Raw genomic sequence first — 26811 nt, 5'->3', positions numbered from 1 at the left:
GATTAAACTAATCGTTATTTTTAGTCGTTATTTTTTATTAGATGGTAGGATAGATTCGAATTGCTTTAAACCTATAGTTGCTTGTTTACAGCCTTCTTCTTGGCTCTCTTTAGACATGGCAGATATTTGTTTTTTAGTTAATTCTAAATTTTGTTTGATCATTTCTGCTTGTTGTTTAGTCGCAACATCGTCAGGAATGTTTCTAACAAAACTATCAACTTGTTCAAAATAAATTTTACAAGATGCCGATAAATCCGCCATCGCGACAGAAGATAAACCCAATAGAATGACAGACAAGGCCAATTTTTTCATTATTGCTTTCCTTAAAATTATAAATTTTGGTAATTTAATAACAGTCTATAACTTAGACATTAAAAGAAATGATATAAAATTGGAAGTGAAAAGTCTATAAATAAGGGGGGAAAAATCTTATCAGCAATTAAATACTGATAAGATAATAGTAATCATTTAGATGATTGCAACTTCAACCGCAGCTGGACCACGAGGACTATCTTGAATAGAGAATTCAACTTGTTGACCTTCGCCTAGAGTTTTAAAGCCATTGCCAGTGATTGCTGAGAAATGAACAAACACATCTTTACTTCCATCAGCTGGTGAAATAAAACCAAAACCTTTGCTCTCATTGAACCATTTAACTTGACCAGTTTTTTTAGACATAATAATCTTCCTATAAATAAATTAATCTTCGCCAGCAAGGGCGATACTATAGAACATAAAACCTAGACTACTTATTAACAAAGAGAAGAGAAGACTGAAGAAAACTAATACAAATGTGAAAAAAGTAAACTACAAACTGCATGAATCTAAATGTTACAAAATATATCTGCATGTAATATGCTGGCGACTATTAACTCATAAATGGCTGATAAACACAAGCAATGTTTTTACTTAATTTTGAAATTAAATTCAGATGAACAATAACTAATTGTTATTGTTCATATTTAATAATCATTATTTTTCTGATAAATCTTTAGATTTTTTTATTGCCGCCTCTACCGCATCAAGAATAGCGGCCCGAAATCCTTTTTCCTCAAGCATTTGCACACCTTCAATTGTTGTACCTGCCGGTGAACAGACCATATCTTTTAATTCAGCTGGGTGTTTACCTGTCTCCAGCAATAATTTAGCTGACCCTAACACGGCTTGAGCAGCAAATTTGTAAGCTTGTTTTCTAGCTAAACCACCTTTTACTGCACCATCAGCCAGTGCTTCAATAAACATAAATACAAATGCAGGAGAAGAACCACTTGCACCAACTACAGCATCAATTAAATACTCTGGTACAATCTCTGTTGCACCAATACAATTTAATAAGCTTTCAACAATAGTTAACTCTTCGTCAGTAACTTCAGTATTAGGTGTTATTGAGCACATAGCGGCATTAACTAATGCGGGGGTATTTGGCATGACTCTGACTATCTTTTGTTCATAACCTACACATTTAGCAATAGTTTTAATGGTTACACCTGCCGCAATCGAGATAACTATTGTATTCTTTTTTAACTCTTTTTGAATATCGTTTAATACATCTACAATAATGTTTGGCTTAACAGCGATAAAAACAATATCTGATTCTCGAGCAACATCTCTTGCCGAGTCTAGATTATTTATGGAATAAGATTGATTGAGTGCTTGGCCTTTGTCAAGTTGAGGATCATAAACGTAAATTTGCGTTCCAGGCACAATATTACTTGCCAAAATACCTTGTAATATGGCATTTCCCATATTACCTATACCGATAAAACCTATACGCTGTTCCATTTGTTTATCCCTTTATAAATAAAATTCTATAAAGATTATAGAATAAATTTTAAAATAAAACTTAAAAATTTATTTAGGATAGCAAGAACCTTTTTTCACAATAACTTTATAAATTTCTAGTCATCAATTGCATTCCATATTGTTGTCCTGTCTGCATTAAGGATAATATTTGCTTGGTTTTGCCTTCATTAATTAAATTACTGACTGCAGGAGTATTGATAAGAACTTCATATATCGCTTTACGACTTTCATTATAAGGAACCAATTTTTGACAGATGATGGCTTTTAAACTATTTGATAGTTGGCTACGAATTAAGCCGCGCGATCCGTCATCAAATACATCAACAATACGATTAATAGTTTGTATGGCTGAACTGGTATGCAATGTAGCAAGAACTAAATGCCCAGTTTCAGCAATCGTTAATGCAGCTTGGATGGTATGTCGGTTACGTAATTCACCAAGTAGAATGATATCTGGATCTTGTCTTAATATGCTGTCAATTGCATTACCAAAGTAGTTAAGTTCTCGTTGTTGGATAAGTGATTTATCGTTCTGATAAATGAACTCTATAGGGTCTTCTAAGGTGATAATGTGTTTAGCCTGAGTCTGATTGATATATTGAATTAAAGCAGCTAAAGTTGTCGATTTGCCGCTACCTGTTGCACCAGTCACTAAAATCATGCCTGATTCTGCTTTTGCTAGTTCATTTATTACTTTGGGTGCATCAATCTCACTCAAACTTGGTATTTGTTGTTTAATAATTCTAAATACTGCTGAGATACCGCGTTGTTGATAAAAAATATTTACTCGAAAACGACCAACATCCTCAACATGATAAACAAAATCAATATGTTGATGTTGTTGCAGAATTGCTTTTTGCTCAACATTTAATATATTAAGTAAATCAATTTTAAGTTTCTGTGGTAATAATTTATCCTCGGAAAGGCGTTTTAGGTCACCATTAACGCGAATACAAGGTTTTTCACCACTAGAAAGATGCAAATCAGAAGCTTTTTGCGTTACACTAAAAGCCAACAATGAATTTAACATTTTAGGTCACTATCCATTTTTTTATTGGGAATTAATATGAATACAGTACAAGACAATTTAATTACGATTAAAAATGAAATACACAAAATTGCTTTAGATTGCGATCGGGATCCCAATACAATTGAACTTATTGCAGTTAGTAAAACCAAACCAGTAACCTCAATCGCTCAGGCAATTGAAGCTGGTCAATTATCTTTTGGTGAAAATTATGTTCAAGAAGGTGTTGAGAAGATTACCTACTTTAAACAAAATATGCCTGACACCCTGATTACTTGGCATTTTATCGGCCCATTACAGTCAAACAAAAGCAGATTAGTGGCAGAAAATTTTGATTGGATGCATACCATTGACCGTTTTAAAATTGCCCAACGTCTGAATGCACAGCGCCCAGCGAATATGGGTAAATTAAATGTGCTTATTCAGGTAAATATTAGCAATGAAGAAAGTAAATCGGGAGTTCAGGCAGATGAAGTCGCTGATTTGATAAATCAGATTATTACATTACCCAATTTACGACTACGCGGCTTAATGGCTATCCCTGAGATAGAAAATGATTTTGCCAAACAGCTTGAAGTATTTAAGCAGATGTCTCAACTATTAGCATCGTTGAAAACAGATTATCCTTTTTTAGATACACTTTCAATGGGCATGTCAGGCGATATGCCAGCAGCTATTGTTGCAGGTAGTACAATGGTTCGTATTGGTAGCGCGATCTTTGGTGCTCGGCAATATGTGTGATATATTGCCAAGCATATTATATTTTAGGAGTATTAAATGATTTCGTTAATCTTCTTAGGAAGAGCTATTTTTACTATTAGCTTGTACGTACTGATTCTACGTTTATGGATGCAGCTTGCGAGAGTAAATTTTCATAATCCTTTTACCCAATTTATTGTACGTATTACCCAACCGATTATTGGTCCAATGCGAAGAGCAATTCCGTCTATTAGGCGTATCGATACCGCAACTTGGCTCCTTTTTTATGGGGTTGCTTTACTTAAAATTATTTTTATTTTCCGTTTTCAGCTACTTGATGCCCCCCTGTTTACTCCTTATTACCTGCTATTCGCTTTAGCTGCAATGGTGCATGCCTTTGGGCATTTAATATTTTGGTTATTATTATTTAGAGCGATTTTAAGTTGGGTTAGCCGTGGTCAATCAATTACTGATGAATTACTTGCTCAATTAACTGAGCCGCTTATTGCGCCGATTCGTCGTATCATACCGCCAATAGGTGTGATTGATATTTCATTTATGATTTTTGTTTTTATATTGATGTTTCTAAATTTATTAGCTATCGATTTGCTTGGCAATTTGTGGTTAATGCTATAAGACATAAAAGAGAGTCTAGGCTCTCTTTTAAATAATATGATCTTCCCAACAAATGACATCTTTTTCATAAACAATTCGATTTTTAACCGATATTTTTAATTTATGCATTAATTTTTTATTACCCACAATTAATGGGTGCCATTCTGGTAATTGTCCTGTATCTGAAAAATAACGATAAGTACAAGTCAATGGTAACCATTCAATTGTCAGTAAATTTTCACGGGTTAACTTGATACAGTCAGGCTCATAATCAAAGCGATTATGGTAATGTCGGCATTGGCAGGTATTTGAATCAAGTAAATTACATGCCACGTTGGTATAGAGGATTTCGTCAGTATCTTCATCCATTAATTTATTTAAGCAACATTGACCGCAACCATCACAGAGTTGTTCCCACTCGTCATCGCTCATTTGATCTAAAGATTTATATTCCCAAAATGGTTCAATCATACTTTAAAATCATCTTCTTTTAACATTTGTAAGAAAAATCCATCCGTTTTTATCTTCTCTTCTATTTCCTGTGAGGTTCCGACAACAATACGCCGTTTACCGTCAAGTAATACTTTCATCACAAAAGCTGGTGTACCAAAAATTGCCATGATTTTTTCCGGAATATGAGAGAAATCATTCTCCTGCTCCATGTAAAGATAACAATTTTCTTTTTTGGTACTTCTATAAATATAACACCACATCATAAAATTAAATTTTACTCCTCAATTATTTCAGGCTATTTTGTAAATAAACACCCGCACCAAATAACCCCGGATCTTTATGAATAATCACATAAACAGGAATTTTTTTAACTAAAAATGACATACGACCTTTATATTCAAATGCTTCTCTAAATGGTGATGATTTAAAGAATTCAATAAATCTAGGTACAATGCCACCAGCAATATACACACCACCTTGAGTATTAAGCGTCAACGCTAAATTGCCACCAAATCGCCCCATAAAAGTACAAAAATGCGTTAAAGTTGCTAAACAGATCGGACAGCTATTTGATAATGCTTTATTGACAATAATATCTGGCGTGATCTCTTCAATTGGTTGATTATTGATCTGTAATAATGCTTGATAGATATTAACAATACCATTACCCGATAAAAAACGTTCGCAAGAGACTCGACCAAATTTTTTTCGTAATTGGGCTAAAATTCGATCTTCTTCTTCATTAACCATAGGCAATTCGGTATGGCCGCCTTCACCGGATAAGCTGATCCAATTTTTGTTGACTTTAACTAAATGAGAAACCCCTAAACCGGTTCCGGCACCATAAATTGCAATTGGATAATTGAGATTAGGTTCTTCACCACCAATTTTAATGACATCGTTCGCTGATAGTCGAGGGATAGATGTTGAAACTGCCGTAAAGTCATTAATGACTTCTAATTTTGTTAACTTGAGTTCTTTAATAAGTTCTGAGCGAGAAAATGATAAATTATTATTGGTCATTTCAATCAGATCACCCTCATCGATTGGGCAAGCTATAGCAATGCAAGCCATATCAACAGTTACTGATTGTGAGTTTAAATAGGATTTAATTAATTCAAGCAATACATCATCTTTTGATATGAGAATTTTAGTTATTGCAGATAATTCATTAGTAGATAAATCATAAAGAGCAAAACGGGCATTGGTTCCACCAATGTCGGTAACTAGTGCATATTGACTCATGTTATTCCCTTTTTTAAAAGTAAAATCTTTCTATATGAACTTTAGTTCAATAAATATTAAAAAACATTAGTAATATTATGGACTATTTGAAATGATTTAACTAGGTTGCTTTAAATGAATTTACTCGCCGAATTACCGCTAACTAAAAGTTAGCGGATAATAGATAATATTTGAAGTGTTAAACGGCAAACAATCAACTATAACCATTTTTTAAGTTTAAAGTAAATATAAGGAGCAACACCAGCTAGTAACATCAACAATAAAGATAAAGGATAACCATATTCCCATTTCAACTCAGGCATGTGTTCAAAGTTCATACCATACGCAGATGCCACCACAGTCGGCGGTAAAAATACCACTGAAACAACCGAGAAAATCTTAATGATTCTGCTTTGCTCTATATTGATAAAACTAGTAGCCGCTTGCATTAAAAAGTTAACTTTTTGGAATAGTGACTCATTGTGTGGCACCAATGACTCAATATCTCGAATAACTTCACGCGCCTGTTCTAATTGTTCAACCGGCATCTTAGCACGACGAACTAAATAGTTGACCGCACGTTGACTATCCATTAAACAAAGACGCACTTTCCAAGCCGTATCTTCAAGTTCAGCTAAAGAAGTAATCGCTTCATCATAATGTTCTTGAGCAGAGCGATCCATAATTATCAAACTTAATTCTTCAAGCTCACTATAAATATTTTCGATTTGATCAGCTAACTGTTCGACTTTGACTTCAAATAAATCTAATAAAACTTCATAGGGATTTCCATCGTTCATCCCCTGATAACGAGAGCGCATTCTGTATAGACGAAATGCCGGTAAATCGCGTTCACGCAGAGTAAATAAACGCCCATTGTGCACAGTAAAAGCGACAGTTGAGTTACCTGCTCTGTCTTCAGCATCTTCATAAAAAAAGAAGGAGTGAACGTGTAGTCCTTCATTATCTTCAAAAAAACGAGCGGATGCCTCAATATCATCTAATTCAATACTTGTTGCTAAATTTTGACCCAAATTTGTCAGAATGAATTCACGATCCGCTTCTTCTGGTTCAATCAAGTCAATCCAGGTCGCATTCTTAATATCGCCTTCATTAATTTTCACTAATTGTTTGTTCTTCAGTCCAAACGCATTAATCATAAGGCCTCCAGCAGGAAAAATGTTTAAGATGTAACATCTACAAATGGCTGGCATTATACTCGTTATAGGCAAAAATTCCTATGTCTAAGCCAATCTTTCTCTATTTTAAAAATTTGGATACAAAGTTCCAATTTTGGATTAAATTCGATGATGTTATTGCTGTCTCATGTTACAATGGCGCAATTATATATCTATGCAATTATTAGGAGTCTATAATGGCAAACCGAGGAATTAATAAAGTCATTTTAGTTGGTAATTTAGGTCAAGATCCAGAAATACGTTACATGCCAAATGGTAACGCTGTTGCAAATTTTAGTGTTGCAACATCAGAAAGTTGGAAAGATAAACAAACTGGAGAAAACCGCGATAAAACAGAATGGCATCGAATTGTCGCATTTGGTAAATTAGCTGAAATTACAGGTGAATACATTAAAAAAGGAACGCTTGTTTACATCGAAGGACAATTACAAACTCGTAAATGGCAAGATCAATCAGGCCAAGATCGTTATACGACTGAAGTTGTTATCAACCCTATTGGTGGTGTATTACAAATTTTAGGAAGCCGCTCAGGTGGTGACGCTTATAATGAAGATTCAAAAGGTTGGGGACAAAGTGCGAATAATACCTCCTCTGCACCTGCTATGCCGGCGGCTCCACGTGCTTCATCACCTAATAAAACACCAGCAAGTCAACCAACTATGTCAGAACCACCTATGGATTTCGATGACGATATTCCATTTTAATGGTTATTTATTCAATTCTATATTATATAGGCGTATAAATTACGCCTTTCCTCAATGTATATCCTACAAGACTTTTCTCAAATAATGACAACTTATTATGTTTAACTTTTCTTAGAGCTAGTGTTAGAACGGTAAAGATCTGGTGTAACCCCTGAGATATTTTTAAACATAGTAATAAAAGCGGATACTGAACTATAACCAACCGAAAATGCGATATCTTGAATCGATTTATCTTGTTCTAAAAGCGAGATGCTATATAAAAATCGTAACCGCTGGCGCCACATTCTAAATGACATGCCTAATTCTTGTTGGCAACGTCGTGCAAGAGTTCGTTCAGTGGTAAATACTGTTTGAGCCCACTGTTCTAAGGTCCTATTATTAGCCGGGTTTAATTCTAACTCTTTTAAAATAGGGGCTAAATATTTATCGTTAGAACTTGGCAAATAGAGTGTGAGGTTAGATTCCATTAGGAGCTGATCGATTAACACTTGTCCTAAACGAAGATATTGTTCACTCTCTGGCTCCAGAATATTTCGCTCAAAGAAAGAATCAATAATAGCATGACTTATTTTATTTAAACCAAACAAACAGATGTAATTAGGCATAACTTGACAATCAGTAATATTAATTGTCCGAAACCTAGTTAATTGTTGGTTGTAACATGCGTGTTCGGTATATGGCGGGATCCATAATGCAAATCCTGAAGGAGCCAAATATCTTTGTCCTTGAACGTTTAAGACAAAAATACCTGATTTGACGCAGATAATTTGCCCCCAATTATGCTGATGAGAAGAATATTCAGTATCTGCATTAAATGCTTCATCATGAAGGAACATAAATCTTTTAGATTGCTTATCATTTAAATTCGTTTGAAATTTTAAATTCATGGTAATTAGATAGTATTAAGATTGTCTTATAATAGCTCTTTTTGTCTGATTCTAGTGATGTTTATAAATTAAGACAAGTTAAACTACAGCGAATTATTTATTACTATTGTTTACATAAGAAAATATATGGCTTATTTATACCCATTGATGGCAGTATTAATTTGGGCTGGCAATCAAGTTGTCAATAAATTATCGGTCGGTGCAATTGAACCTGAGGTTATCTCTTTTTACCGTTGGCTTTTGGCACTTATTTTATTAACCCCATTTTTTTTAAAAGGAATTATTAAGGATTTACAGCAAATCTATCCTCAAGTTCTAAAATTGATGGTGCTTAGCTTACTTGGTATGGCTTTATATCAATGCCTTGCTTATTATGCCGCAGCAACAATTAGTGTGTTAACGATGGGGATTATTATGTCTTTTATTCCTTTGTTAACTATCCTATTAAGTATATTCATTTTAAAAACACCACCCACTCAAGGAGTGCTAATTGGCAGTATTTTATCTTTTATTGGTTTAATCTGGCTGATAAGTGGTGGTGAGCCAACTAGACTGCTCGAACTTGGAATTGGTAAAGGTGAGATTTTAATGTTACTGGCAGCCTTGTCTTATGCGCTTTATGGGGTATTAACCAAAAAATGGACAATGAAAATCACAAATTGGCACTCAGTCTATGTTCAAATTTTATTTGGTACATTAATGTTATTGCCCGGCTTTTTAATGAGTAATGATTTAACTATAAATTCTGACAATGTTTGGCAGGTACTTTATGCGGGTATTCCGGCTTCAATCATTGCGCCATTTGTTTGGATAATAGCGATAAAAAAATTGGGTGCCAATAAAACCGCCCTTTTCTTAAATTTAACCCCGGTTATCACTGCTATAATCTCAATACTATTTTTGCATGAAACATTGTGTAGTTACCATTTAATTGGCGGTGGAATGTCATTTATCGGCGTAATATTGGCACAAAACTTAAAAACACCGTTGTTTAAAATGAAAGCTTCAGATAAAGATGCATAACTAACCACTATTGCGCTAATATTTATTTAGTTTTAACCTAACAGTTAATGTATCTTTTTTATATATTTCATATATACTTAATTAAAACTACTGTGATAATTTAGATTCGATATATGTTAGAACTTATACAAACTGTCGGGTTTGGTTTAATCTTGTTTATACCATTAACTAATCCTTTGACTACGGTTGTACTGTTATTAGGTCTATCAGGCGATATGACCAATGAAGAACGTAATTACCAGTCAAAAATGACCTGTATTTATGTTTTTATCATTATGATTGTCTCATTTTATTGCGGACAGTTAGTCATGAGTACCTTCGGTATTTCGATTCCTGGATTACGTATCGCTGGCGGAATGATTGTCGGCACTATCGGTTTTAGAATGCTATTTCCACAACAACCTTCACACAAAACCTTAGAAGCGGATGAGAAAAAGAAAGAAATATCAAATAATATCGCGTTTGTGCCACTCGCTATGCCAAGCACTGCCGGCCCCGGTACCATTGCGATGATTATCAGTATGGCTTCAACAGTAAAAAGTGGTGGATATAACGTATCAACTTGGGTGGTTTATACTTCATCAATTCTTGTCCCATTATTATTATGTATTATTTTATGGTTCTGTATGCGTAGTGCTGGTAGTATTATGCGGTTTATGGGAAAAAGTGGCATTGAAGCCACTTCTAGAATTATGGGTTTTTTATTGGTTTGCGTAGGCACTCAGTTTGTGATAAATGGCGTTAAAGAGTTAGTTTTAAACTTTCCAAATATTTAAGAAAACTTTTTTAAACTAAGCTTTTTAATATATCTTTTACCCATGATTTTTAACTCTATTATCGTTACAATTTGGGAATATTTTTTATCATTTCGACCCGCATTAAATAATCATATAGTGGTACCAATTGTTTAAAACCTTTAGCAAGTATATCCGGTAAATCACCGGTTAAGACATCTTCAATATGCTGATTGGTTACCATAACAGCAAGATTTTTTCGATTGTACCATGTCGATATTTTTTCATCTTGTTCTTTGATTAATGGTCTTTTATAACTCTCGCCAACTAATTCAAATGGTTTTTTCACACAACGAATTACTTTCAGGAATTTCTCGCTATCGTTTAATATTTCTTCTCGAAAGATATCCATAGTCTGTTTAGAGGCACAATAATACCCCAATCCATAGCAATAGCTGTCAGGACTAATTTCAAAAAAATAAGCTGGTGCTTCTTGCCAATCACGATTAGGACGTTTGAAAGTTAACCACAAGCGACTACGATACAATGATTTATCTTTCGAAAATCGGGTGTCACGATGAATGCGCGATATAGTTTTACCAATTGCTGGACGTGTCTCTAACCACTCATCAATTTTAAGCATAGCTGGTGTTAACTGCTCGACTAACAACCTAAAAGGTTTGATCAAATCATTATCATAAATAGCTCGATGTTCATCAAACCAAACTTTACTATTATTAATCCAGGCATCTTGTAAAAAATTTAAGCCTGCTTGGGTAAAACCAGTAAAATTTGCCATCATCTACTCCTTAAATAATGCTCTTACTTTTTGTAAATCTTCTTGGGTATCAACACCAATTGCTGGAGGTTCTTTGGCCACCGCGACATGAATTTTTTCGCCATACCATAGCACACGCAATTGTTCTAACATCTCAATTTGCTCTAAAGCTGAAGGTTTCCATTGTATATATTGACGAATGAAACCAGCTCGATATGCATAAATCCCTATATGACGTAAATAGAATTCACCAATTTCATCTATTTTGCCCTGATCATTTAATTTCGCAAAACGATCACGTTCCCAAGGAATAGTCGCCCTTGAAAAGTATAGTGCATACCCATCTTTATCCATTACTACTTTTACAGCTCCGGTGTTAAACGCCTCTTCAATGCTATTAATTGGTACCGCTAAAGTTGCCATGCCTGTTTTATAATTTACTAAATTCTCAGCAACTTGATCGATGATAATTGGCGGAATTAATGGCTCATCACCTTGAACATTAACGATCACTTCATCATCTGCAAATTTATAAGTATTAATGACTTCTGCCAATCGTTCTGTACCTGAATTATGCTTATCGCTAGTGAGTATTACCTCTCCACCGTAGCTTTTCACGATATCAAAAACTTGTTGATGATCGGTTGCAATAATTACTCGATTAGCCGACGACTTTTGTGCTTGTTCCATAACCCGAATTATCATTGGTTTTCCGTGAATATCAGCAAGTGGTTTTCCTGGTAAACGACTTGAAGCATATCTTGCAGGAATAATTACCGTAAAACTCATAAAATTACCTCTAAACTTTGTTTATTCTTTTAATCACTATGAGATTGATTTAATGGCTTTGCCTCACTGGCTAATAACACCGGAATACAATCTTTAATCGGGTAAGCCAACTGATCTTTTTGGCAATATAATTGTTGATATTGATTATCATATTCCAATTGACCATGACATTTAGGACAGGCAATAGCAGTTAATATAAGCTGTTTCATTTTTTATCTCTTTGTGATTTTTTTTCTTTTAATAGGGAGTAAATCTTCTCAATGGCTTGATCTGGTATTGTCGCATCAATTGGTAAATACCACCAGTTAGCTAACGCAAATTCCCGACATTTTACTGCATCTTTTTCAGTCATTAAGAGAGTTTGATTATTGCCAACCACTTTCTCTAATAATAGCAAACTAAAATTTTGATGATCAGCAAAAGATTCGGTATGCAGCAAATCTGCTTTCATTGCAATTAACATATCGAAGAAACGCTTTGGATTACTGATACCAGCAATAGCACAAATATGATGTAAGGCCGATAATTCACATTGCTGATTGGTAGTAAGGTTGACTACATGACCTGGGGTTAATTGCATGGTGTAAGTTTTATCTGGATATTGATTGACTAAATCCCGCGAACTGTCACCATTGATAATAATTAAATCAACCGATTTTAAACGACTACTTCTTTCTCGCATTGGTCCAGCGGGTATCCACCAACCATTGCCAAATTGGCGCTTACCATCGACTACCACAATTTCAATATCACGCGCCAAAGCATAATGTTGCAGACCATCATCGGTTAAGATTACATCTAATTGATGTGACTCTAATAATGCTTTAACTGCATCAACACGTTTTGGTGCAACAGCAACCGGGACATGTGTTCGTTGATAAATTAACACGGGTTCATCACCGGCTTGCTTGGTGCTAGTATTTTCATCTAAGAGCAACGGATAATGATCAGCCTTTCCGCCATAACCGCGTGAAACAAGTCCGACTCTTAACCCTTTAGCCTTTAACGCTTCAATTAGGCTAATCGCCAGTGGTGTTTTACCATTACCACCTGCCGATAAATTTCCAATGACAATAATCGGTACTGGAGATTGCCATGATTTAAAAATACCTAATTTATATAGCAGACGACGGAAAAATGTAATCAATCCATATAACAATGAAAATGGTAACAGCAACCAAAATGATCTATTCTTACCATACCATAGTTTTTCAATCATAATCTCGCTCGTTAATCTCTATCATTTTATACCTATGTATAATCGCACTGTTGTTGGGGTATTTTACTCATAAAACGGTAAACTACCAAACCAATCATGATACCATCTTGGATAAAGATCGTAGCGCATGGTTTTTTGTTGCCATGATGTAGGGTAAAAAAATAGACTTATCTGCCCTTCTTTTGCCGTAACATAGTAATTAATATCTAGCTCTTTATAGCGATCAGTGATTTTATTGGCAGGAAGGTGCCACGGGTTATAGCGTGAAGTTGAAGTCAAGGTATTAACTGGATTAACGTAGGTTAAAAATGGATAACTCGATGAAGTATTACTACCATGATGCGGAGTCTGTAATATAGTTGAGGATAGTGCTTGCTTATGTTGTAACACTAAATCATACTCTTGTTTGCGTTCCAAATCGCCAGTTAACAATACAGAAAATCGACCATCAGTAATCTGAATTACACATGAATCGGCATTATCGGGGTTATTAACTAATTTTGTCGGCCATAACACTTTAAATTGCAAATTTTTCCAATAATAATGACGATTGGCTAGACAATCATAATTATTCTGCAAATTTGAAGATGAGCTCATAAGCCAAGCATTGGGATAACGTTGTTGTAAATAGGATAATCCACCAATATGATCATTGTGGCTATGGCTGATAATAATGCCTTCAACTTGCAGATTATGCCATAGCAGGTAAGGTATAATCACTTGTTCTGCCGCTGAGCTATTTACCCATTTAGCCCCGGTATCGTATAAAACAGCTGATTCGCCATTGTGAATCACAATGGCCAGACCATGCCCCACATCCAACATATCCATACGCCATAAATATTCAGATTGTTTATAAAATGGTGAAAGAGCAATAACAAAAATAATCAGAAGAGTAAAACTAAAGCGGCGCCAAACAGCTGTTCTTATTACTATTAAGGTTAACCAGCCAAATAAACTGAGAAAGTAAAAATCCATTGAGATATTTAGCCACATAAGATTTAAATAATCTAAGCAATAAAACAACCATTCAAGTGAAGTTTGAGCAATGAACCACAACCACAAGGCAATATAAAAACAGTCGATTAAACTAAATAGTAGAGCTAATAAAATTGATGGAAAAGTAATTAAACAGATAATGGGAATAGCAATTAAGTTACTAACTAATGAAACAGCACTGAAGCCATGAAAGACATATAATTGGATAGGTAGTAATAATAGCGTCAAACCAAATTGTAAATGTAATAACCGAAATAGATACCAACGTTTTTTACTTTTTATTGTCTTGGGTAGTGGTAGCCAATCAAACAAAAAAATTAAACTAATAACCGCATAACAAGACAACCAAAAGCTTTCTGACAATATCATTAACGGATCAACAATTAACAATAAAGCGATGATACGATTGATTTTTTGCCAAGCACTTATCTGATTATTTTTATAACGTAAATATATCCACATTGATAAAGCCAAAATGGCTCGAAGCGCTGGTGGATTAAATCCGGTTAACCAAGTGTAACTTAGACTAACTAACCATCCTATAATAATGGGTAGAAAAAAGTAGTTAAAGCGCTGCGGTAAGAAAAAAACAAACCATTTGGTTAATATATAGCTAATAGAGAAGACTAATAAAATATGCATTCCGGAAATCGCCATTAAATGAGCAACCCCTGTTTGCATCATGGTTATTCGATGGTGAATTTCCATTTGCGAACGATCACCAAAACCTAGCGCTAATAAAATATCGCGATAACTGAATAAATCTATATAAAATAGACATTTATCGACTATAATTTGTCGAAGATCTGGCTTATCAGTGAGTAGAACTGATTTGCTGACTTTAGCTTTTAATATTGATTTATTTGCTATGGCAAAACGTTGATTATCAAATCCGCCTTCATTTAAATAACTATGCACAGCTTTAGTTTTTATGGTTAATTGCCAAATTTGGCCGGCTTTAATTAAATTCGGTTGTTCCCAATAGATAGCCACCGATATTGGTGATGACAAAGGTTGATCTGCAATACTGATAATTGAAAATTTGACATAATGGGGATTGATGAGTTTGGTTTGGAATTGCGAAGAAATTTGCGTATTAATACTTTCAACTTTCGCGGTTACCTCTAATGTTTGATCAATATAAGGCTCAATTGAGCTAAGATAATGCTTTGCTGCCGCTGTCGACCAAAGAAAGCTTAGTCCAAACACAGCAACCACAGTAAAATACCGCTTAAGTTTTACGGCGAAAATAATTGCAATCGACGCTAAAATAAACCAACATATATCACTCGGTAACCATGGCAAAAACATTAATGGCAAACATCCTAATGAAACTGCTATTGCCATTAAATCTATTGAACAACCGTGCCGCATAAACGTCTGCATCTACCATGGACTATATGGTCAATTTAGCATATCTTGACTTTCCACAAGTTAATTTAGCGCTAACTTTAGATCTCTATTCCAATTTATAAAATATCCTTTCATTTTTATTTGAAAAAATTGATTTATAAAATCATCACCAACAAAAAAGCCTTTGAATTTACTCAAAGGCTTTTTTAGGTTAACTAAATTTAAATTAAGCTTTAGCCGCATTATTTACGCGCTCACGTAGCTCTTTCCCTGGTTTGAAGTGAGGAATATATTTGTGTTTAACTTCAACATTCCCACCTGTTCTAGGGTTTCTTGCTTTACGTGGCGCACGATAATTTAAGCTGAAACTACCAAATCCGCGAATTTCAACACGATCGTTACTTTCCATCGCTAACGCGATTTGCTCAATAATATCTCTAACAGCATCATCTACTAGTTGCACCGGAAGGTGTGCCCGCCAGTTGACTATTTTTTCTGCTAAATCGGATCTGTTCATGGTCACTCCTAATTTAATTTACGTAGTATATAATTTATTCATTTTATACCACAAAAGAAAAAGAGGGCAAGCCCTCTTTACTCTTTCAATAAATATTTTTTACTCAGTTTTTGATGCAGCTTTGAATGCTTCTGCCATTGCGTTAGTAAATGATGCATCTTCTGGAGTTGCAGTGTTATTTACAGCAGCAAGTGCTTCTTTCTCATCAGCTTCATCTTTAGCACGTACAGATAAAGAAATTGCACGAGTTTTACGATCGATATTAACAATCTTCGCTTCTACTTCATCACCAACGTTTAATGCTGTAGTTGCATCTTCAATACGTTCACGAGCAATATCTTGTGCTTTTAAGTAACCTTCGATACCTTCAGCAATTTCGATTGTTGCACCTTTAGCATCAACGGCAGTAACTTTACCTTTAACAATTGAGCCTTTTTTGAAGTTAGATGCAAAGCTGCTAAATGGATCATCTTCAAGTTGTTTGATACCTAATGAGATACGCTCACGTTCTGCATCAACTTGTAAAACAACAGCTTCGATATCATCACCTTTCTTATAAGCTTTAACAGCTTCTTCGCCTGGCATATTCCAAGAGATATCAGAAAGATGAACTAATCCATCAATACCACCATCTAAGCCAATGAAGATACCAAAGTCAGTGATTGATTTGATCTTACCGCTAACTTTATCACCTTTATTGTGTGATTCAGCAAATTGTAACCATGGATTAGGTTTACATTGTTTAAGACCTAGAGAGATACGACGACGTTCTTCATCAATTTCAAGAACAACAACTTCAACTTCATCACCTAAGCTAACCACTTTAGATGGGTGAATATTTTTGTTAGTCCAATCCATTTCAGAAACGTGAACTAAACCTTCAACGCCAGTTTCGATTTCAACGAAACAACCGTAATCAGTTAAGTTAGTTACTTTACCAGTTACTTTAGTACCTTCTGGGTAACGTTTAGCGATTGAAACCCATGGATCTTCGCCTAATTGTTTTAAGCCAAGAGAAACACGTGAACGGTCTTTATCGAATTTAAGTACTTTAACAAGTAATTCTTGACCAACTTCAACCACTTCGCTTGGGTGTTTAACACGTTTCCAAGCCATATCAGTGATATGTAGTAAACCATCAACCCCACCAAGATCAACGAATGCACCGTAATCAGTAAGATTTTTGATAATACCTTTAACTTCAGAACCTTCTTGTAGATTTTCAAGAAGTTGTTCTCTTTCTGCGCTATTTTCAGATTCAATTACTGCACGACGTGAAACCACTACGTTGTTACGTTTTTGATCTAATTTAATAACTTTTAATTCGATTTCTCTATTTTCAATATGAGAAGTATCGCGTAATGGACGAACATCAACAAGCGAACCTGGTAGGAACGCACGAACGCCATTAAGATCAACCGTAAAGCCACCTTTAACTTTACCATTGATTACACCTAAAACTGTTGCAGCATCTTCAACTGCTTTTTCTAATGTTAGCCACGCTTCATGACGTTTAGCTTTTTCACGAGATAAGATTGTTTCACCAAAGCCATCTTCAATTGAGTCAAGCACAACGTCAACAACGTCGCCAACTTGAACTTCTAATTCGCCTTGGGCATTTTTAAACTGCTCTACTGGAATTGCTGATTCAGATTTCAAACCAGCATCAACTAAAACAACATCTTTGTCGATTGCAACGACAGTACCATGGATCATATTACCAGAACGAGTGTCTAGTTGATTTAAAGACTCTTCAAAGAGTTGAGCAAAAGATTCAGTCATATTTTTATTTACTTAAGTTAAATTTAACGTCCACATTACATCCTGTCCTGTGGGGTTGTTTATAATACTCCACTCATCCTTGCAATGGAGCTTGGTTCACGTAGCAAGTTTTAATAGAAACTTACAACGCAAGTTTTTCTTTTATATGCATAATAGATTGATTAAAAACATCTTGAATTGAAAGTGATGTGGTATCAATTATTAGTGCATCAGCCGCAGGTTTTAATGGCGCAACGGCACGATTACGATCGCGTTCATCACGGGCAGTTATCTCCTGCAAAATTTCGCCGAATTTAGCATGAATTTGCTTATCTTGCAACTGTTTCATTCTTCTTTCTGCTCTAGATTGGGCACTGGCATCAAGAAATATTTTAACGGGGGCGTCAGTAAACACCACTGTACCCATATCTCGACCATCAGCAACCAGTCCCGGCAACTGTCTAAAGTCGCGTTGTCGCTGCAACAAAGCTACTCTTACTTCATTGATTGACGCAACTTTTGAAGCGGCTCCTCCAGCCTCCTCGGTACGTATTTCACGTGATACATCCACACCATCTAATAATACTTTCACATCATCACTATTGCTATCAAACATAAGTGGCAGGCTTAGCGCCAATGTTGCTAACTGTTTTGTATCATCTAAAGCAATATTTTTTTGCAAAGCAGAAAGTGCCAGTACACGATAAATCGCACCTGAATCCAGAAGGTGCCAATTAAAATGATTAGCTAACGCTTGACACAAAGTACCCTTACCAACACCACTTGGTCCATCAACAGCAATAACTGGAATATTATTTGTCATGTTATATTTCGCTTAATCGTTTAAATTGTTCAAAATAGTCAGGGAATGTTTTCATCGTACATTTCGGATCCAAAATGGAAACTGGCGTATCAGAAAGCGCAACTAATGAAAAACACATTGCCATACGATGATCATTATAAGTTTTAATATCAGCATGGTCGAGTATAGCAGGAGGAATAATGGTGATATAGTCCTCACCTTCATCAACTGTGGCCCCAACTTTACGTAACTCAGTTGCCATAGCTGATAAGCGATCAGTCTCTTTAACTCGCCAATTGTAAATATTGCGAATAGTGGTAGAGCCTTTAGCAAATAACGCTGTAGTTGCAATTGTCATTGCCGCATCAGGAATATGATTCATATCCATATCAATGCCATTCAATTCGCCACGCGTACATTCAATATAATCATCGGCCCAAGTAATTTTGGCTCCCATTTTTTCCAGCACATGAGCAAATTGAGTATCGCCTTGCAGACTCTTTTTACCTATTCCGGTAACACGCACTGTTCCGCCTTTAATTGCCGCTGCCGCTAAAAAATACGAGGCAGAAGAGGCGTCACCTTCAACCAAATAGTGCCCCGGAGATTGATAAGTTTGATTAGCTTTGATGATAAATTTTTGATACTGATCATTGGTAACTGACACACCAAACATTGCCATCATCTTAATTGTGATATCAATATAAGGTTTAGACACCAGATCACCAATAATGGTAATTTCAGTATCATTAACAGCTAACGGGGCTGCCATTAAAAGTGCGGTTAAGAATTGGCTTGATACTGAACCATTAACTGCAATCTTACCACCAGTAAAACCACCATGAATATGCAATGGGGGGTAGCCGTCATTTTCAAGATAATCAATCTTAGCGCCCCCTTGACGCAACGCATCGACCAAATGACCAATTGGGCGCTCTTTCATACGAGGTTCGCCAGTTAACACAATATTGTTATCAGCTAAACAGAGTGCAGCAGCTAACGGACGCATCGCCGTTCCTGCATTACCTAAAAATAGCTCCAACGGATGAGCAAAATGTAATTTGCCACCTACTCCTTCAATGTCACAAATTGTTCGATCGCTTGATAGTTGATATTTGACATCCAACGCTTTCAAAGCATCGAGCATATAGCGCACATCGTCACTATCAAGTAAATTAGTTAATCGAGTTTTACCCTGACTAAGTGCAGACAAAAGTAATGCACGATTTGAAACACTTTTCGAACCAGGTAAATTAATCGTACCAGAAAATTTTTTTATCGGTTGTAATGTTAAAGATAACATAGTGACTCTCTTTAGTAATTTCAATATTCTTTAGAGTTTATCTAAGGTGGCTTTTAATAAATCTATCGCTTGCTGATCTTTAGCACTATCTTGCCACAACTTATCAAATAAGTGACGATAACGCTTAATCGCATCTTCTGATGATGTAATTGAAGCGATACCCGTGGTCACATTAGGTAATTCACCTAATCTAAACGGACTCATAGCCAATGCTAACCCATTATCATGTTGGTAAAATATTTGGAAAGCAATAGATGGAATAGCTTGTTGCGTTATTGCAATTGTTGGCGCATAGGCTTGATCTTCAATTAATTTGATTAAATGATAGACCTCTTTTCGAGCCAGCACCATTCTTTCTGACTTTCTGCCCGGCGAAATAGTTAGATTACCTACCAAACCGATGTGCAAAAAACGTTCAACATTACGTAAGCTAATTAAATTGATAACTTTGGGGATAGATTGATAAAATTGGGTTTTACGTTCATTTAAAATAGATAAAGAAGTCGCATATTTGTGAGCTTCAATGTTTTCGCTCGATTCGTTTAACATCATCCCCAAATGAGACAAATAATCGGGGGAAGTTAACAAAAAAGAAAAAGGATCAAAATGCGAATAAATATGGGTGGACTGTTCTTCCAGTTGACGCATTCGCTCAAAAAAACCATCACCACTTGAATAATATTCCGTATCAATGCCAAGTAAACTAGCAAATGATGTATCCAATAAAGAAGCTAATCGTTCAAGCGTTTCAATTTTGACGATCTCGCCTTTTTCTAAACGGTAAACCGCAGCTCTTGAGATCCTAAGACTTTCAGCAACTTCTTCAGCTCTAAGAGAGGCAGCGATGCGATAAGCTCGCAATCGCTGTCCGATAGCACAATAATCAATCGATCCAGTAATCATAATATACTCAAACTAATGGGATTTTGGCAGTGTACCATATGGTGAGTACAATGCCAATTTAATGTAATGATATTTCAGGTTGAATCTATGTTTGAGTATCTTATTTCAACAATTCATCTTGTAATGATGAGGCATTATTGAATTCATTAAAATCAGTAATCGCTTCAGGCTGTTTTTTACCTTCCTCAGGTTGGCCTAAAACTTGCGATGCGATTACCAAACCTTTTTGATCAATAACCGAACTTTTATAAAAATCGACTAAATCCTCTTTAGTAAGCTGCTTAAGTTGCGCTATTTTCTTATCACGCGAATCGAATTGGAAACGGGATAAACGATAGTCTGATATTAAACGTTCAAACTCTTCATCTAACGATTGTGGCGGCATAGTCTGCTCTTCGATAATGCTTCTTTTATACTGCTCAATATCATCATTAGATAGTGCTTCTAATTTAGTTAACATCGTTGGAAAATATGCTTGATAACGTTTTAATAGATAGTCTGGATCATACTGATTGCTCTGAACGGCAAAGCCTAATCCTACTGATTCACTGATATAAAATGGAAAAACACCAACGATATAACCTAATTGCTCATTACTACGCAGTTGATCAAAAAACCAAGGTGACATAATGTTAGCTAAAGTATAGCCAACCATTTGACCTTTAATTGGATCATAATTAGTTGGAAAATAGCTCATCAATAAGGCATTATCGGTACTTTTTGCTTGTTGGGTTATTCTCGCACTAAATGTAGTTTTAAGTTTGATATCATCAAACGGCGTAAACTCGACATCACGTCTTAAGGTCTTTTGAACCGCATGGTAAAGATCCAATGAATCTTCATTTGAAATATTACCCAAACTAATCATATAAGGAATTGATTGAGTCATCAAATTATCGCGATAAGCTTGAACATCACTTACCGTGATATTATGAGTAATTTGTCGTCTGTCATCCCGTTCGAAATAATGTGGCATCTTGGATAATGCAAGCACTGGTTCTGTTGCTAAACGTATACTTTCAAAATGGTCTGCCCCATCAAGTCGTTGCAAATACCATGATTTAGCTAATTCTAAATTTTGTTCATCGATAGTCACTTGGCGATAACTATTAAGTATGGCTAAAACCATTTCAGGTAAATGTTGATTAAAACCATTTGCGGTAATCATCAAACCATTATCACGACCGGTTGATAACGACATTCCCGCATTACCCGCTTGGAATTGTAACTGGGTTAAATCACGACTTACAATATAATCAAGTAACTCAAAAGCCACTGATGTTTTTGCATCTTTAAACGCCTGATTATTACGTAACGAAACAGCAATCACTGCCTTAGGGTCATGACTAAAATGACGACTAACAAAATGAATATGATTACCTCGTTTACTAAATGTCGCAGGTTGAGTCTGATCATTGTTTTGTTTAACAATATTAAAATTATCAGGTATATACGGATTCAACTCTGGCAAACTAAATGAAAAGGTTTTACCTAAATCTGTCCAAGTTGTTTTTAATTCATCGGTGATATTAGCAACTTTATAAGGTGCATTAAGAAAATAAGCAATTTTATCAGTGGTTTGATTTGGTGCAATCAACCAAATTCGAGCATTTTCCGGAGTAAAACTCTGAATACGCTTGATAATAGCTTCTTTATTCAAATGATCAGCAACATAATCTGCATCTAAAACATTTTTAACTGGATAAAGTAACATCTGATCAGATAACCACTCTACATAAGACATATCACGATTAACGTCTTTATACTTAAAGGATAAAGCAAAAATTTTCTTTATTTCGTCATAATAGGCATCTGAAACACCCTGTTTTTCAATTAATTGTAAATAATTAAATATAGCGGCTATCACCATATCTTTTTTCGCTAAGCCATCATCAGTTAAAATGACATTAATATTAAATGTGCCGCTATTACCATAATATTGACTATCACTCGTTGCTTGGATAGCTTCAACCAAACCTTGTTTTTGTAACTGATCAGCTAACGTATTTTTACTATTATTACTAAGTAAATAGATCAAGTACTCATTGGTCTTATCTGAAAATTTATTGATATCATTTTCGATCGGAAATTTTAAAGACAACATCTTCCTCGGTTGGGCTGGTACTATCGTAATTTCTTTTCCAGTATATTCCTGAGTAATAGCCGGTTGAGTAATTGGCGTAACAACTATATTTTTATTCGGAATTTTACCATAAGTAGCTTCCGCCAACTTTTGTAAATTCTTCATAGATTGATTACTATAAATAACTCCAACCATTATGTTAGCTGAATAATATTTATCATGAAAATTGACTAGTTCATCTTGCAGTTTACTATTATCTTTATCACGTAATGTTTCTAAATTGCCACCAGAAAATTGTGATGAAGGGTGGTTAGGATTAATCGTTTCAGAATCAATTTGTTGAATTCGAAAACCATCACTAGAGCGATACAACGTCATCTCTGCATTAACCGCATTACGCTCTTTATCAGCAAATTGAGGGTCAAAAATTGGCTCGGCAATCGCATCTGCTAAATAATCTAACGCAGTATTAATTACCCCATTTTCAACTTCAAAGAAAAATGCGGTGCGATTCCCGCTAGTAGACGCGTTATAGTTACCAGCATGTCGAGCTAGAAATTCAGTGAAACTTGATGGTTGAGGATACTTTTTCGATCCCATAAGCACCATATGTTCAGTATAATGTGCTAAGCCTTGCTGCAGAGCAGGATCATATAACGAACCAATTGGCAAGGCGATAGAACCGAGTGATTTAGTTGCTTTGGGATCAGAAACCAATAAAACGCGCATTTTGTTATCAAGTTCAATCACTTCATATTGACGATCATCTCGTTCGCTTTGGTGAACTTTATCCAATAAAACGGCATGTTCATTATTGTTTTCAATAGCTAATGAAGTATTGATAGTAAAAAAGGTTAATGCGGTAAAAAATAGTGTTCTTGTTTTCATATTATTCATAGAATTCTCGCCTAATTTGAAAGACAGTATAATATAAATATGATGTAAAAAGAATAAGTTATTATTTTGAATACAAAATTATAGTCAAAATCTAAGAATATAAAGGTATGTTGAAGAATGATTATTAACTGCTTTATTAATTGAAGAGATTATTACTGCAAGAACCGATTTTAAGTTAAAATCAGCCATCAAAAAGATACGATTAAACTAACATTATCGGATCAAAAATACAACTATTTAATAAAATAAAAAAAGAGCTATTAAAATAACTCTTTTTTATAATCACTTAGTTGATAGTGCTTAGATTGTTAAAGATGAATATTGATTAACCAACGATTAATTAATGCTCACGTGTCTTTCTAAACTCAATATCAGGATAACGTTCTTGGGTTAAATTAAGATTAACCATACTCGGTGCGATATAAGATAGATTATCACCTCCATCTAAAGCCAAGTTTTGTTCACATTTTCGCTTAAAGTCTTCAAGTTTCTTAGCGTCACTACATTCGACCCAACGCGCAGTGGTTACATTTACCGGCTCATAAATGGCTTCAACGTTGTATTCTGATTTCAAGCGAGCAACGACCACGTCAAACTGTAATACCCCTACTGCACCAACGATTAAATCATTATTGGCAATAGGACGAAATACTTGTACCGCCCCCTCTTCTGAAAGCTGAACTAACCCTTTTAATAATTGCTTCTGTTTAAGTGGATCTTTTAAACGAATACGACGAAAGAGTTCTGGCGCAAAATTAGGAATACCGGTAAATTTAAGCTCTTCACCTTGGGTAAAAGTATCACCAATTTGAATAGTACCATGATTGTGTAAGCCAATAATATCGCCGGCATAAGCTTGCTCAACATGATCCCGATCGCCGGCCATAAAGGTTAACGCATCGGAAATATTCACATCTTTAGCTATACGAACATGACGCAATTTCATGCTTTTTTCGTATTTACCCGAAACAATACGCATAAATGCAACTCGGTCACGATGTTTAGGATCCATGTTGGCTTGGATCTTAAATACAAAACCAGAGAATTTTTCTTCGTTTGCTTCAACTTCACGTTTATCAGTTTGTCTAGGTTGAGGAGGCGGTGCCCAAGCAGTTAAACCATCAAGCATATGATCAACACCAAAGTTACCAAGAGCTGTACCAAAAAATACTGGCGTTAAATCACCGGCTAAAAACGCCTCTAAGTCAAACTCATTTGAGGCACCTTGGACTAATTCAAGTTCATCACGAAGTTGCTGAGCTAAATCATCACCTATGGTGCTATCTAACTCTGGATTATCTAAACCTTTGATGATACGAACTTCTTGAATGGTATGCCCTTTACCTGTTTGATATAGATAGGTTTCATCTTTGGCTAAATGATAGACGCCTTTAAATAACTTACCGCAACCAATTGGCCAAGTAATAGGAGCGCACATAATATTGAGTTCGTTTTCAACTTCATCAAGCAACTCTAGCGGATCTCGGATGTCACGATCAAGTTTATTCATAAAAGTTAAAATTGGTGTATTACGTAAACGTGTGACTTCCATCAATTTACGGGTTCTATCTTCAACACCTTTTGCCGCATCAATTACCATCAAACAGCTATCAACAGCCGTTAATGTTCGATAAGTATCTTCCGAAAAATCTTCATGGCCTGGGGTGTCGAGTAAGTTGACTAAGCAATCATTATAAGGAAATTGCATAACCGACGTCGTAATCGAAATACCTCGTTGCTTTTCCATCTCCATCCAGTCTGATTTAGCATGTTGCGCATTGGCACCTCGCCCTTTCACGGTTCCAGCGGTTTGAATAGCTTGTCCAAATAACAATACCTTTTCGGTAATCGTTGTTTTACCCGCATCGGGGTGAGAGATGATTGCAAAAGTACGACGAGCATTCACTTCGTCTAAATAAGCTTGTTGTGTCATAAAATTAATTAATTTAGCTGAGCCAAAAATGATGGCGTATTCTAGCAGGTCTATTGTTATATTGCCATTGATGAACGTTATTTTGCTATTTGTCTGATATCTATACATAATAGCGGAAAATTATATCGAAGATGATATAATCAACCCTTGATAAGGGGAGCAAAGTAAAATATCTCAAGAAATAAATATGAATATTCGTGACTTAAAATTATTTTTACATCTATGTGATACCTGTCATTTTGGAATGAGTGCAGATGCTATGCATGTAAGCCCTTCCACGCTATCAAGACAGATACAACGTCTTGAAGAACAATTTGGTCACCCGTTATTTATTCGAGACAATCGGCAAGTGCAAATTACCTATGAAGGTGAAAAAGTAAAACGCTTTGCTCAACAAGTGGTCAATTTACATCAACAATTAAAACATGAACTAGACCAAGCTGATCAACAATTAGTGGGTGAATTAACCTTATTTTGCTCAGTCACGGCAGCTTATAGCCATTTACCAGAAATACTCGATCGCTTCCGCATCCACTATCCGCTAGTAGAAATTAAACTTTCGACCGGAGATGCCGCCGATGCAGTTGAAAAAATTCAATCACATCAAGCTGATCTAGCGATTGCCGGTAAACCCAAACAACTACCATCTGGGGTTGAATTTATTAAGTTAGGTGAGATTGAAATGGTATTACTCATACCTAAACTCAATAGTTCATTCAGTGACAAATTGCATCAAAAAACACCAGATTGGCATAATATTCCGTTTATCTTGCCTGAACACGGTCCTAGCCGACAACGAATAGATTTATGGTTTAAACAACAAAAAATTACTAATCCGAAAATTTATGCAACCGTTGCCGGACACGAAGCAATAGTGTCCATGGTTGCTTTAGGTTGTGGGGTGGCTTTGTTACCTAAAGTAGTTATGGAAAACAGCCCTGAAAGAGTAAGAGAACGTATCACCGAATGGTCAACAAACTTGATGGAACCTTTTGATATTGGTATATGCGTGCAAAAAAGACGATTATCCGAAAAAATTATTTCGGCATTTTGGGCACTGGGTAACCAAAATTTACCTATTGAATAATATATTATATAATTAATTT

Annotated in this window: 27 protein-coding genes; 6 read left to right on the top strand and 21 right to left on the bottom strand. The window is 35.4% G+C overall.

What is annotated here, in order from left to right:
* Positions 1-27 precede the first annotated feature (27 nt).
* The 4 genes from DKK79_RS04810 to DKK79_RS04795 all read right to left on the bottom strand — a co-directional run bounded on the left by DKK79_RS04810 (position 28) and on the right by DKK79_RS04795 (position 2833).
* Positions 28-312, bottom strand: a complete 285-nt coding sequence (locus DKK79_RS04810; protein ID WP_110423064.1) for a DUF5339 domain-containing protein — start codon at positions 310-312, stop codon at positions 28-30.
* Positions 313-468: 156 nt separating this feature from the next.
* Positions 469-678, bottom strand: a complete 210-nt coding sequence (gene cspE, locus DKK79_RS04805; protein WP_110423063.1) for a transcription antiterminator/RNA stability regulator CspE — start codon at positions 676-678, stop codon at positions 469-471.
* Positions 679-972: 294 nt separating this feature from the next.
* Positions 973-1782 (bottom strand): pyrroline-5-carboxylate reductase, encoded by an 810-nt coding sequence (gene proC, locus DKK79_RS04800; protein WP_110423062.1) that lies wholly within the window; start codon positions 1780-1782, stop codon positions 973-975.
* Between the two features lie 106 nt (positions 1783-1888).
* Complete coding sequence (locus DKK79_RS04795) at positions 1889-2833, bottom strand: type IV pilus twitching motility protein PilT (protein WP_220019002.1); 945 nt, start codon at positions 2831-2833, stop codon at positions 1889-1891.
* A 36-nt stretch (positions 2834-2869) separates the two neighbouring features.
* Between DKK79_RS04795 and DKK79_RS04790 the strand changes: the two genes are divergently transcribed.
* Both DKK79_RS04790 and DKK79_RS04785 read left to right on the top strand, forming a co-directional pair.
* On the top strand, positions 2870-3571 hold the full coding sequence (locus tag DKK79_RS04790; protein WP_110423061.1) for a YggS family pyridoxal phosphate-dependent enzyme: 702 nt from the start codon (positions 2870-2872) through the stop codon (positions 3569-3571).
* 36 nt (positions 3572-3607) lie between these two features.
* Positions 3608-4165: a YggT family protein gene (locus DKK79_RS04785; protein ID WP_110423060.1), complete on the top strand. Its 558-nt coding sequence runs from the start codon at positions 3608-3610 to the stop codon at positions 4163-4165.
* 27 nt (positions 4166-4192) lie between these two features.
* On the opposite strand, the gene DKK79_RS04780 is transcribed toward DKK79_RS04785, so the two are convergent.
* The 4 genes from DKK79_RS04780 to corA all read right to left on the bottom strand — a co-directional run bounded on the left by DKK79_RS04780 (position 4193) and on the right by corA (position 6981).
* Positions 4193-4615, bottom strand: coding sequence for a YcgN family cysteine cluster protein (locus DKK79_RS04780; RefSeq protein ID WP_110423059.1), 423 nt, complete (start codon positions 4613-4615; stop codon positions 4193-4195).
* Positions 4612-4860 carry a YcgL domain-containing protein gene (locus DKK79_RS04775; RefSeq protein WP_110423058.1) on the bottom strand — a complete coding sequence of 83 codons (249 nt, stop codon included), beginning with the start codon at positions 4858-4860 and terminating at the stop codon, positions 4612-4614. The genes DKK79_RS04780 and DKK79_RS04775 overlap by 4 nt, the downstream gene beginning before the upstream one ends.
* Positions 4861-4882: 22 nt before the next feature.
* On the bottom strand, positions 4883-5842 hold the full coding sequence (locus DKK79_RS04770; RefSeq protein ID WP_110423057.1) for a glucokinase: 960 nt from the start codon (positions 5840-5842) through the stop codon (positions 4883-4885).
* Positions 5843-6039: 197 nt separating this feature from the next.
* A complete protein-coding gene (gene corA / locus DKK79_RS04765) occupies positions 6040-6981 on the bottom strand; it encodes a magnesium/cobalt transporter CorA (RefSeq protein ID WP_110423306.1) in 942 nt (313 codons plus the stop codon).
* 215 nt (positions 6982-7196) lie between these two features.
* Between corA and DKK79_RS04760 the strand changes: the two genes are divergently transcribed.
* Positions 7197-7724, top strand: a complete 528-nt coding sequence (locus DKK79_RS04760) for a single-stranded DNA-binding protein (RefSeq protein ID WP_110423056.1) — start codon at positions 7197-7199, stop codon at positions 7722-7724.
* Positions 7725-7825: 101 nt separating this feature from the next.
* On the opposite strand, the gene DKK79_RS04755 is transcribed toward DKK79_RS04760, so the two are convergent.
* Complete coding sequence (locus DKK79_RS04755; RefSeq protein WP_110423055.1) at positions 7826-8611, bottom strand: helix-turn-helix domain-containing protein; 786 nt, start codon at positions 8609-8611, stop codon at positions 7826-7828.
* Between the two features lie 126 nt (positions 8612-8737).
* Between DKK79_RS04755 and DKK79_RS04750 the strand changes: the two genes are divergently transcribed.
* Both DKK79_RS04750 and DKK79_RS04745 read left to right on the top strand, forming a co-directional pair.
* Positions 8738-9634, top strand: a complete 897-nt coding sequence (locus DKK79_RS04750) for a DMT family transporter (RefSeq protein WP_110423054.1) — start codon at positions 8738-8740, stop codon at positions 9632-9634.
* A 113-nt stretch (positions 9635-9747) separates the two neighbouring features.
* A complete protein-coding gene (locus tag DKK79_RS04745) occupies positions 9748-10410 on the top strand; it encodes a MarC family NAAT transporter (RefSeq protein ID WP_110433091.1) in 663 nt (220 codons plus the stop codon).
* 64 nt (positions 10411-10474) lie between these two features.
* Here DKK79_RS04745 and DKK79_RS04740 read toward each other — a convergent pair whose 3' ends face one another.
* The 12 genes from DKK79_RS04740 to prfC form a co-directional block, all read right to left on the bottom strand.
* A complete protein-coding gene (locus DKK79_RS04740) occupies positions 10475-11170 on the bottom strand; it encodes a DUF2461 domain-containing protein (protein WP_110423052.1) in 696 nt (231 codons plus the stop codon).
* Positions 11171-11935, bottom strand: coding sequence for a 3-deoxy-manno-octulosonate cytidylyltransferase (gene kdsB / locus DKK79_RS04735; RefSeq protein WP_110423051.1), 765 nt, complete (start codon positions 11933-11935; stop codon positions 11171-11173).
* A gap of 29 nt (positions 11936-11964) precedes the next feature.
* A complete protein-coding gene (locus DKK79_RS04730; protein ID WP_110423050.1) occupies positions 11965-12144 on the bottom strand; it encodes a Trm112 family protein in 180 nt (59 codons plus the stop codon).
* Positions 12141-13154, bottom strand: a complete 1014-nt coding sequence (lpxK, locus tag DKK79_RS04725) for a tetraacyldisaccharide 4'-kinase (RefSeq protein ID WP_110423049.1) — start codon at positions 13152-13154, stop codon at positions 12141-12143. Before lpxK ends, DKK79_RS04730 begins: the two co-directional genes overlap by 4 nt.
* Positions 13155-13217: 63 nt before the next feature.
* Complete coding sequence (locus tag DKK79_RS04720; protein WP_181415229.1) at positions 13218-15500, bottom strand: DNA internalization-related competence protein ComEC/Rec2; 2283 nt, start codon at positions 15498-15500, stop codon at positions 13218-13220.
* A 232-nt stretch (positions 15501-15732) separates the two neighbouring features.
* The gene (gene ihfB / locus DKK79_RS04715) at positions 15733-16023 is read right to left on the bottom strand and encodes an integration host factor subunit beta (protein WP_086359459.1); all 291 of its coding nucleotides are present in this window, start codon (positions 16021-16023) and stop codon (positions 15733-15735) included.
* 99 nt (positions 16024-16122) lie between these two features.
* Entirely contained in the window at positions 16123-17805 is a 1683-nt protein-coding gene (rpsA, locus tag DKK79_RS04710) for a 30S ribosomal protein S1 (RefSeq protein ID WP_110423047.1), read from the bottom strand.
* Positions 17806-17926: 121 nt separating this feature from the next.
* Positions 17927-18607 (bottom strand): (d)CMP kinase, encoded by a 681-nt coding sequence (gene cmk / locus DKK79_RS04705; protein WP_110423046.1) that lies wholly within the window; start codon positions 18605-18607, stop codon positions 17927-17929.
* A gap of 1 nt (position 18608) precedes the next feature.
* Complete coding sequence (gene aroA / locus DKK79_RS04700; RefSeq protein ID WP_110423045.1) at positions 18609-19889, bottom strand: 3-phosphoshikimate 1-carboxyvinyltransferase; 1281 nt, start codon at positions 19887-19889, stop codon at positions 18609-18611.
* A gap of 30 nt (positions 19890-19919) precedes the next feature.
* Complete coding sequence (locus tag DKK79_RS04695; protein WP_110423044.1) at positions 19920-20792, bottom strand: helix-turn-helix domain-containing protein; 873 nt, start codon at positions 20790-20792, stop codon at positions 19920-19922.
* 100 nt (positions 20793-20892) lie between these two features.
* The gene (gene ptrA, locus DKK79_RS04690; protein ID WP_110423043.1) at positions 20893-23772 is read right to left on the bottom strand and encodes a pitrilysin; all 2880 of its coding nucleotides are present in this window, start codon (positions 23770-23772) and stop codon (positions 20893-20895) included.
* A 340-nt stretch (positions 23773-24112) separates the two neighbouring features.
* Positions 24113-25705 (bottom strand): peptide chain release factor 3, encoded by a 1593-nt coding sequence (gene prfC / locus DKK79_RS04685; RefSeq protein WP_110423042.1) that lies wholly within the window; start codon positions 25703-25705, stop codon positions 24113-24115.
* A gap of 187 nt (positions 25706-25892) precedes the next feature.
* Here prfC and ilvY point away from each other — a divergent pair, with 187 nt between their 5' ends.
* Positions 25893-26792, top strand: a complete 900-nt coding sequence (gene ilvY / locus DKK79_RS04680; RefSeq protein WP_034882992.1) for an HTH-type transcriptional activator IlvY — start codon at positions 25893-25895, stop codon at positions 26790-26792.
* Positions 26793-26811: the final 19 nt, after the last annotated feature.

Source organism: Gilliamella apicola (assembly GCF_003202915.1).
Lineage (GTDB): Bacteria > Pseudomonadota > Gammaproteobacteria > Enterobacterales > Orbaceae > Gilliamella > Gilliamella apicola_Q.
The sequence above is the reverse complement of the archived record's forward strand: the minus strand, read 5'-3'. Positions and strand labels throughout refer to the sequence as shown.

What these genes read in the sequence shown, in the direction of transcription:
- DKK79_RS04810 (WP_110423064.1), bottom strand. Translation starts at nt 312, where the DNA reads ATGAAAAAATTGGCCTTGTCTGTCATTCTATTGGGTTTATCTTCTGTC.
- DKK79_RS04795 (WP_220019002.1), bottom strand. Translation starts at nt 2,833, where the DNA reads ATGTTAAATTCATTGTTGGCTTTTAGTGTAACGCAAAAAGCTTCTGAT.
- ihfB (WP_086359459.1), bottom strand. Translation starts at nt 16,023, where the DNA reads ATGAACAGATCCGATTTAGCAGAAAAAATAGTCAACTGGCGGGCACAC.
- DKK79_RS04770 (WP_110423057.1), bottom strand. Translation starts at nt 5,842, where the DNA reads ATGAGTCAATATGCACTAGTTACCGACATTGGTGGAACCAATGCCCGT.
- rpsA (WP_110423047.1), bottom strand. Translation starts at nt 17,805, where the DNA reads ATGACTGAATCTTTTGCTCAACTCTTTGAAGAGTCTTTAAATCAACTA.
- cspE (WP_110423063.1), bottom strand. Translation starts at nt 678, where the DNA reads ATGTCTAAAAAAACTGGTCAAGTTAAATGGTTCAATGAGAGCAAAGGT.
- DKK79_RS04760 (WP_110423056.1), top strand. Translation starts at nt 7,197, where the DNA reads ATGGCAAACCGAGGAATTAATAAAGTCATTTTAGTTGGTAATTTAGGT.
- DKK79_RS04775 (WP_110423058.1), bottom strand. Translation starts at nt 4,860, where the DNA reads ATGATGTGGTGTTATATTTATAGAAGTACCAAAAAAGAAAATTGTTAT.
- DKK79_RS04780 (WP_110423059.1), bottom strand. Translation starts at nt 4,615, where the DNA reads ATGATTGAACCATTTTGGGAATATAAATCTTTAGATCAAATGAGCGAT.
- DKK79_RS04695 (WP_110423044.1), bottom strand. Translation starts at nt 20,792, where the DNA reads ATGATTACTGGATCGATTGATTATTGTGCTATCGGACAGCGATTGCGA.
- aroA (WP_110423045.1), bottom strand. Translation starts at nt 19,889, where the DNA reads ATGTTATCTTTAACATTACAACCGATAAAAAAATTTTCTGGTACGATT.
- ilvY (WP_034882992.1), top strand. Translation starts at nt 25,893, where the DNA reads ATGAATATTCGTGACTTAAAATTATTTTTACATCTATGTGATACCTGT.
- proC (WP_110423062.1), bottom strand. Translation starts at nt 1,782, where the DNA reads ATGGAACAGCGTATAGGTTTTATCGGTATAGGTAATATGGGAAATGCC.
- DKK79_RS04730 (WP_110423050.1), bottom strand. Translation starts at nt 12,144, where the DNA reads ATGAAACAGCTTATATTAACTGCTATTGCCTGTCCTAAATGTCATGGT.
- DKK79_RS04785 (WP_110423060.1), top strand. Translation starts at nt 3,608, where the DNA reads ATGATTTCGTTAATCTTCTTAGGAAGAGCTATTTTTACTATTAGCTTG.
- DKK79_RS04755 (WP_110423055.1), bottom strand. Translation starts at nt 8,611, where the DNA reads ATGAATTTAAAATTTCAAACGAATTTAAATGATAAGCAATCTAAAAGA.
- kdsB (WP_110423051.1), bottom strand. Translation starts at nt 11,935, where the DNA reads ATGAGTTTTACGGTAATTATTCCTGCAAGATATGCTTCAAGTCGTTTA.
- DKK79_RS04745 (WP_110433091.1), top strand. Translation starts at nt 9,748, where the DNA reads ATGTTAGAACTTATACAAACTGTCGGGTTTGGTTTAATCTTGTTTATA.
- corA (WP_110423306.1), bottom strand. Translation starts at nt 6,981, where the DNA reads ATGATTAATGCGTTTGGACTGAAGAACAAACAATTAGTGAAAATTAAT.
- DKK79_RS04720 (WP_181415229.1), bottom strand. Translation starts at nt 15,500, where the DNA reads ATGGCAATAGCAGTTTCATTAGGATGTTTGCCATTAATGTTTTTGCCA.
- prfC (WP_110423042.1), bottom strand. Translation starts at nt 25,705, where the DNA reads ATGACACAACAAGCTTATTTAGACGAAGTGAATGCTCGTCGTACTTTT.
- lpxK (WP_110423049.1), bottom strand. Translation starts at nt 13,154, where the DNA reads ATGATTGAAAAACTATGGTATGGTAAGAATAGATCATTTTGGTTGCTG.
- DKK79_RS04790 (WP_110423061.1), top strand. Translation starts at nt 2,870, where the DNA reads ATGAATACAGTACAAGACAATTTAATTACGATTAAAAATGAAATACAC.
- DKK79_RS04740 (WP_110423052.1), bottom strand. Translation starts at nt 11,170, where the DNA reads ATGATGGCAAATTTTACTGGTTTTACCCAAGCAGGCTTAAATTTTTTA.
- cmk (WP_110423046.1), bottom strand. Translation starts at nt 18,607, where the DNA reads ATGACAAATAATATTCCAGTTATTGCTGTTGATGGACCAAGTGGTGTT.
- DKK79_RS04750 (WP_110423054.1), top strand. Translation starts at nt 8,738, where the DNA reads ATGGCTTATTTATACCCATTGATGGCAGTATTAATTTGGGCTGGCAAT.
- ptrA (WP_110423043.1), bottom strand. Translation starts at nt 23,772, where the DNA reads ATGAATAATATGAAAACAAGAACACTATTTTTTACCGCATTAACCTTT.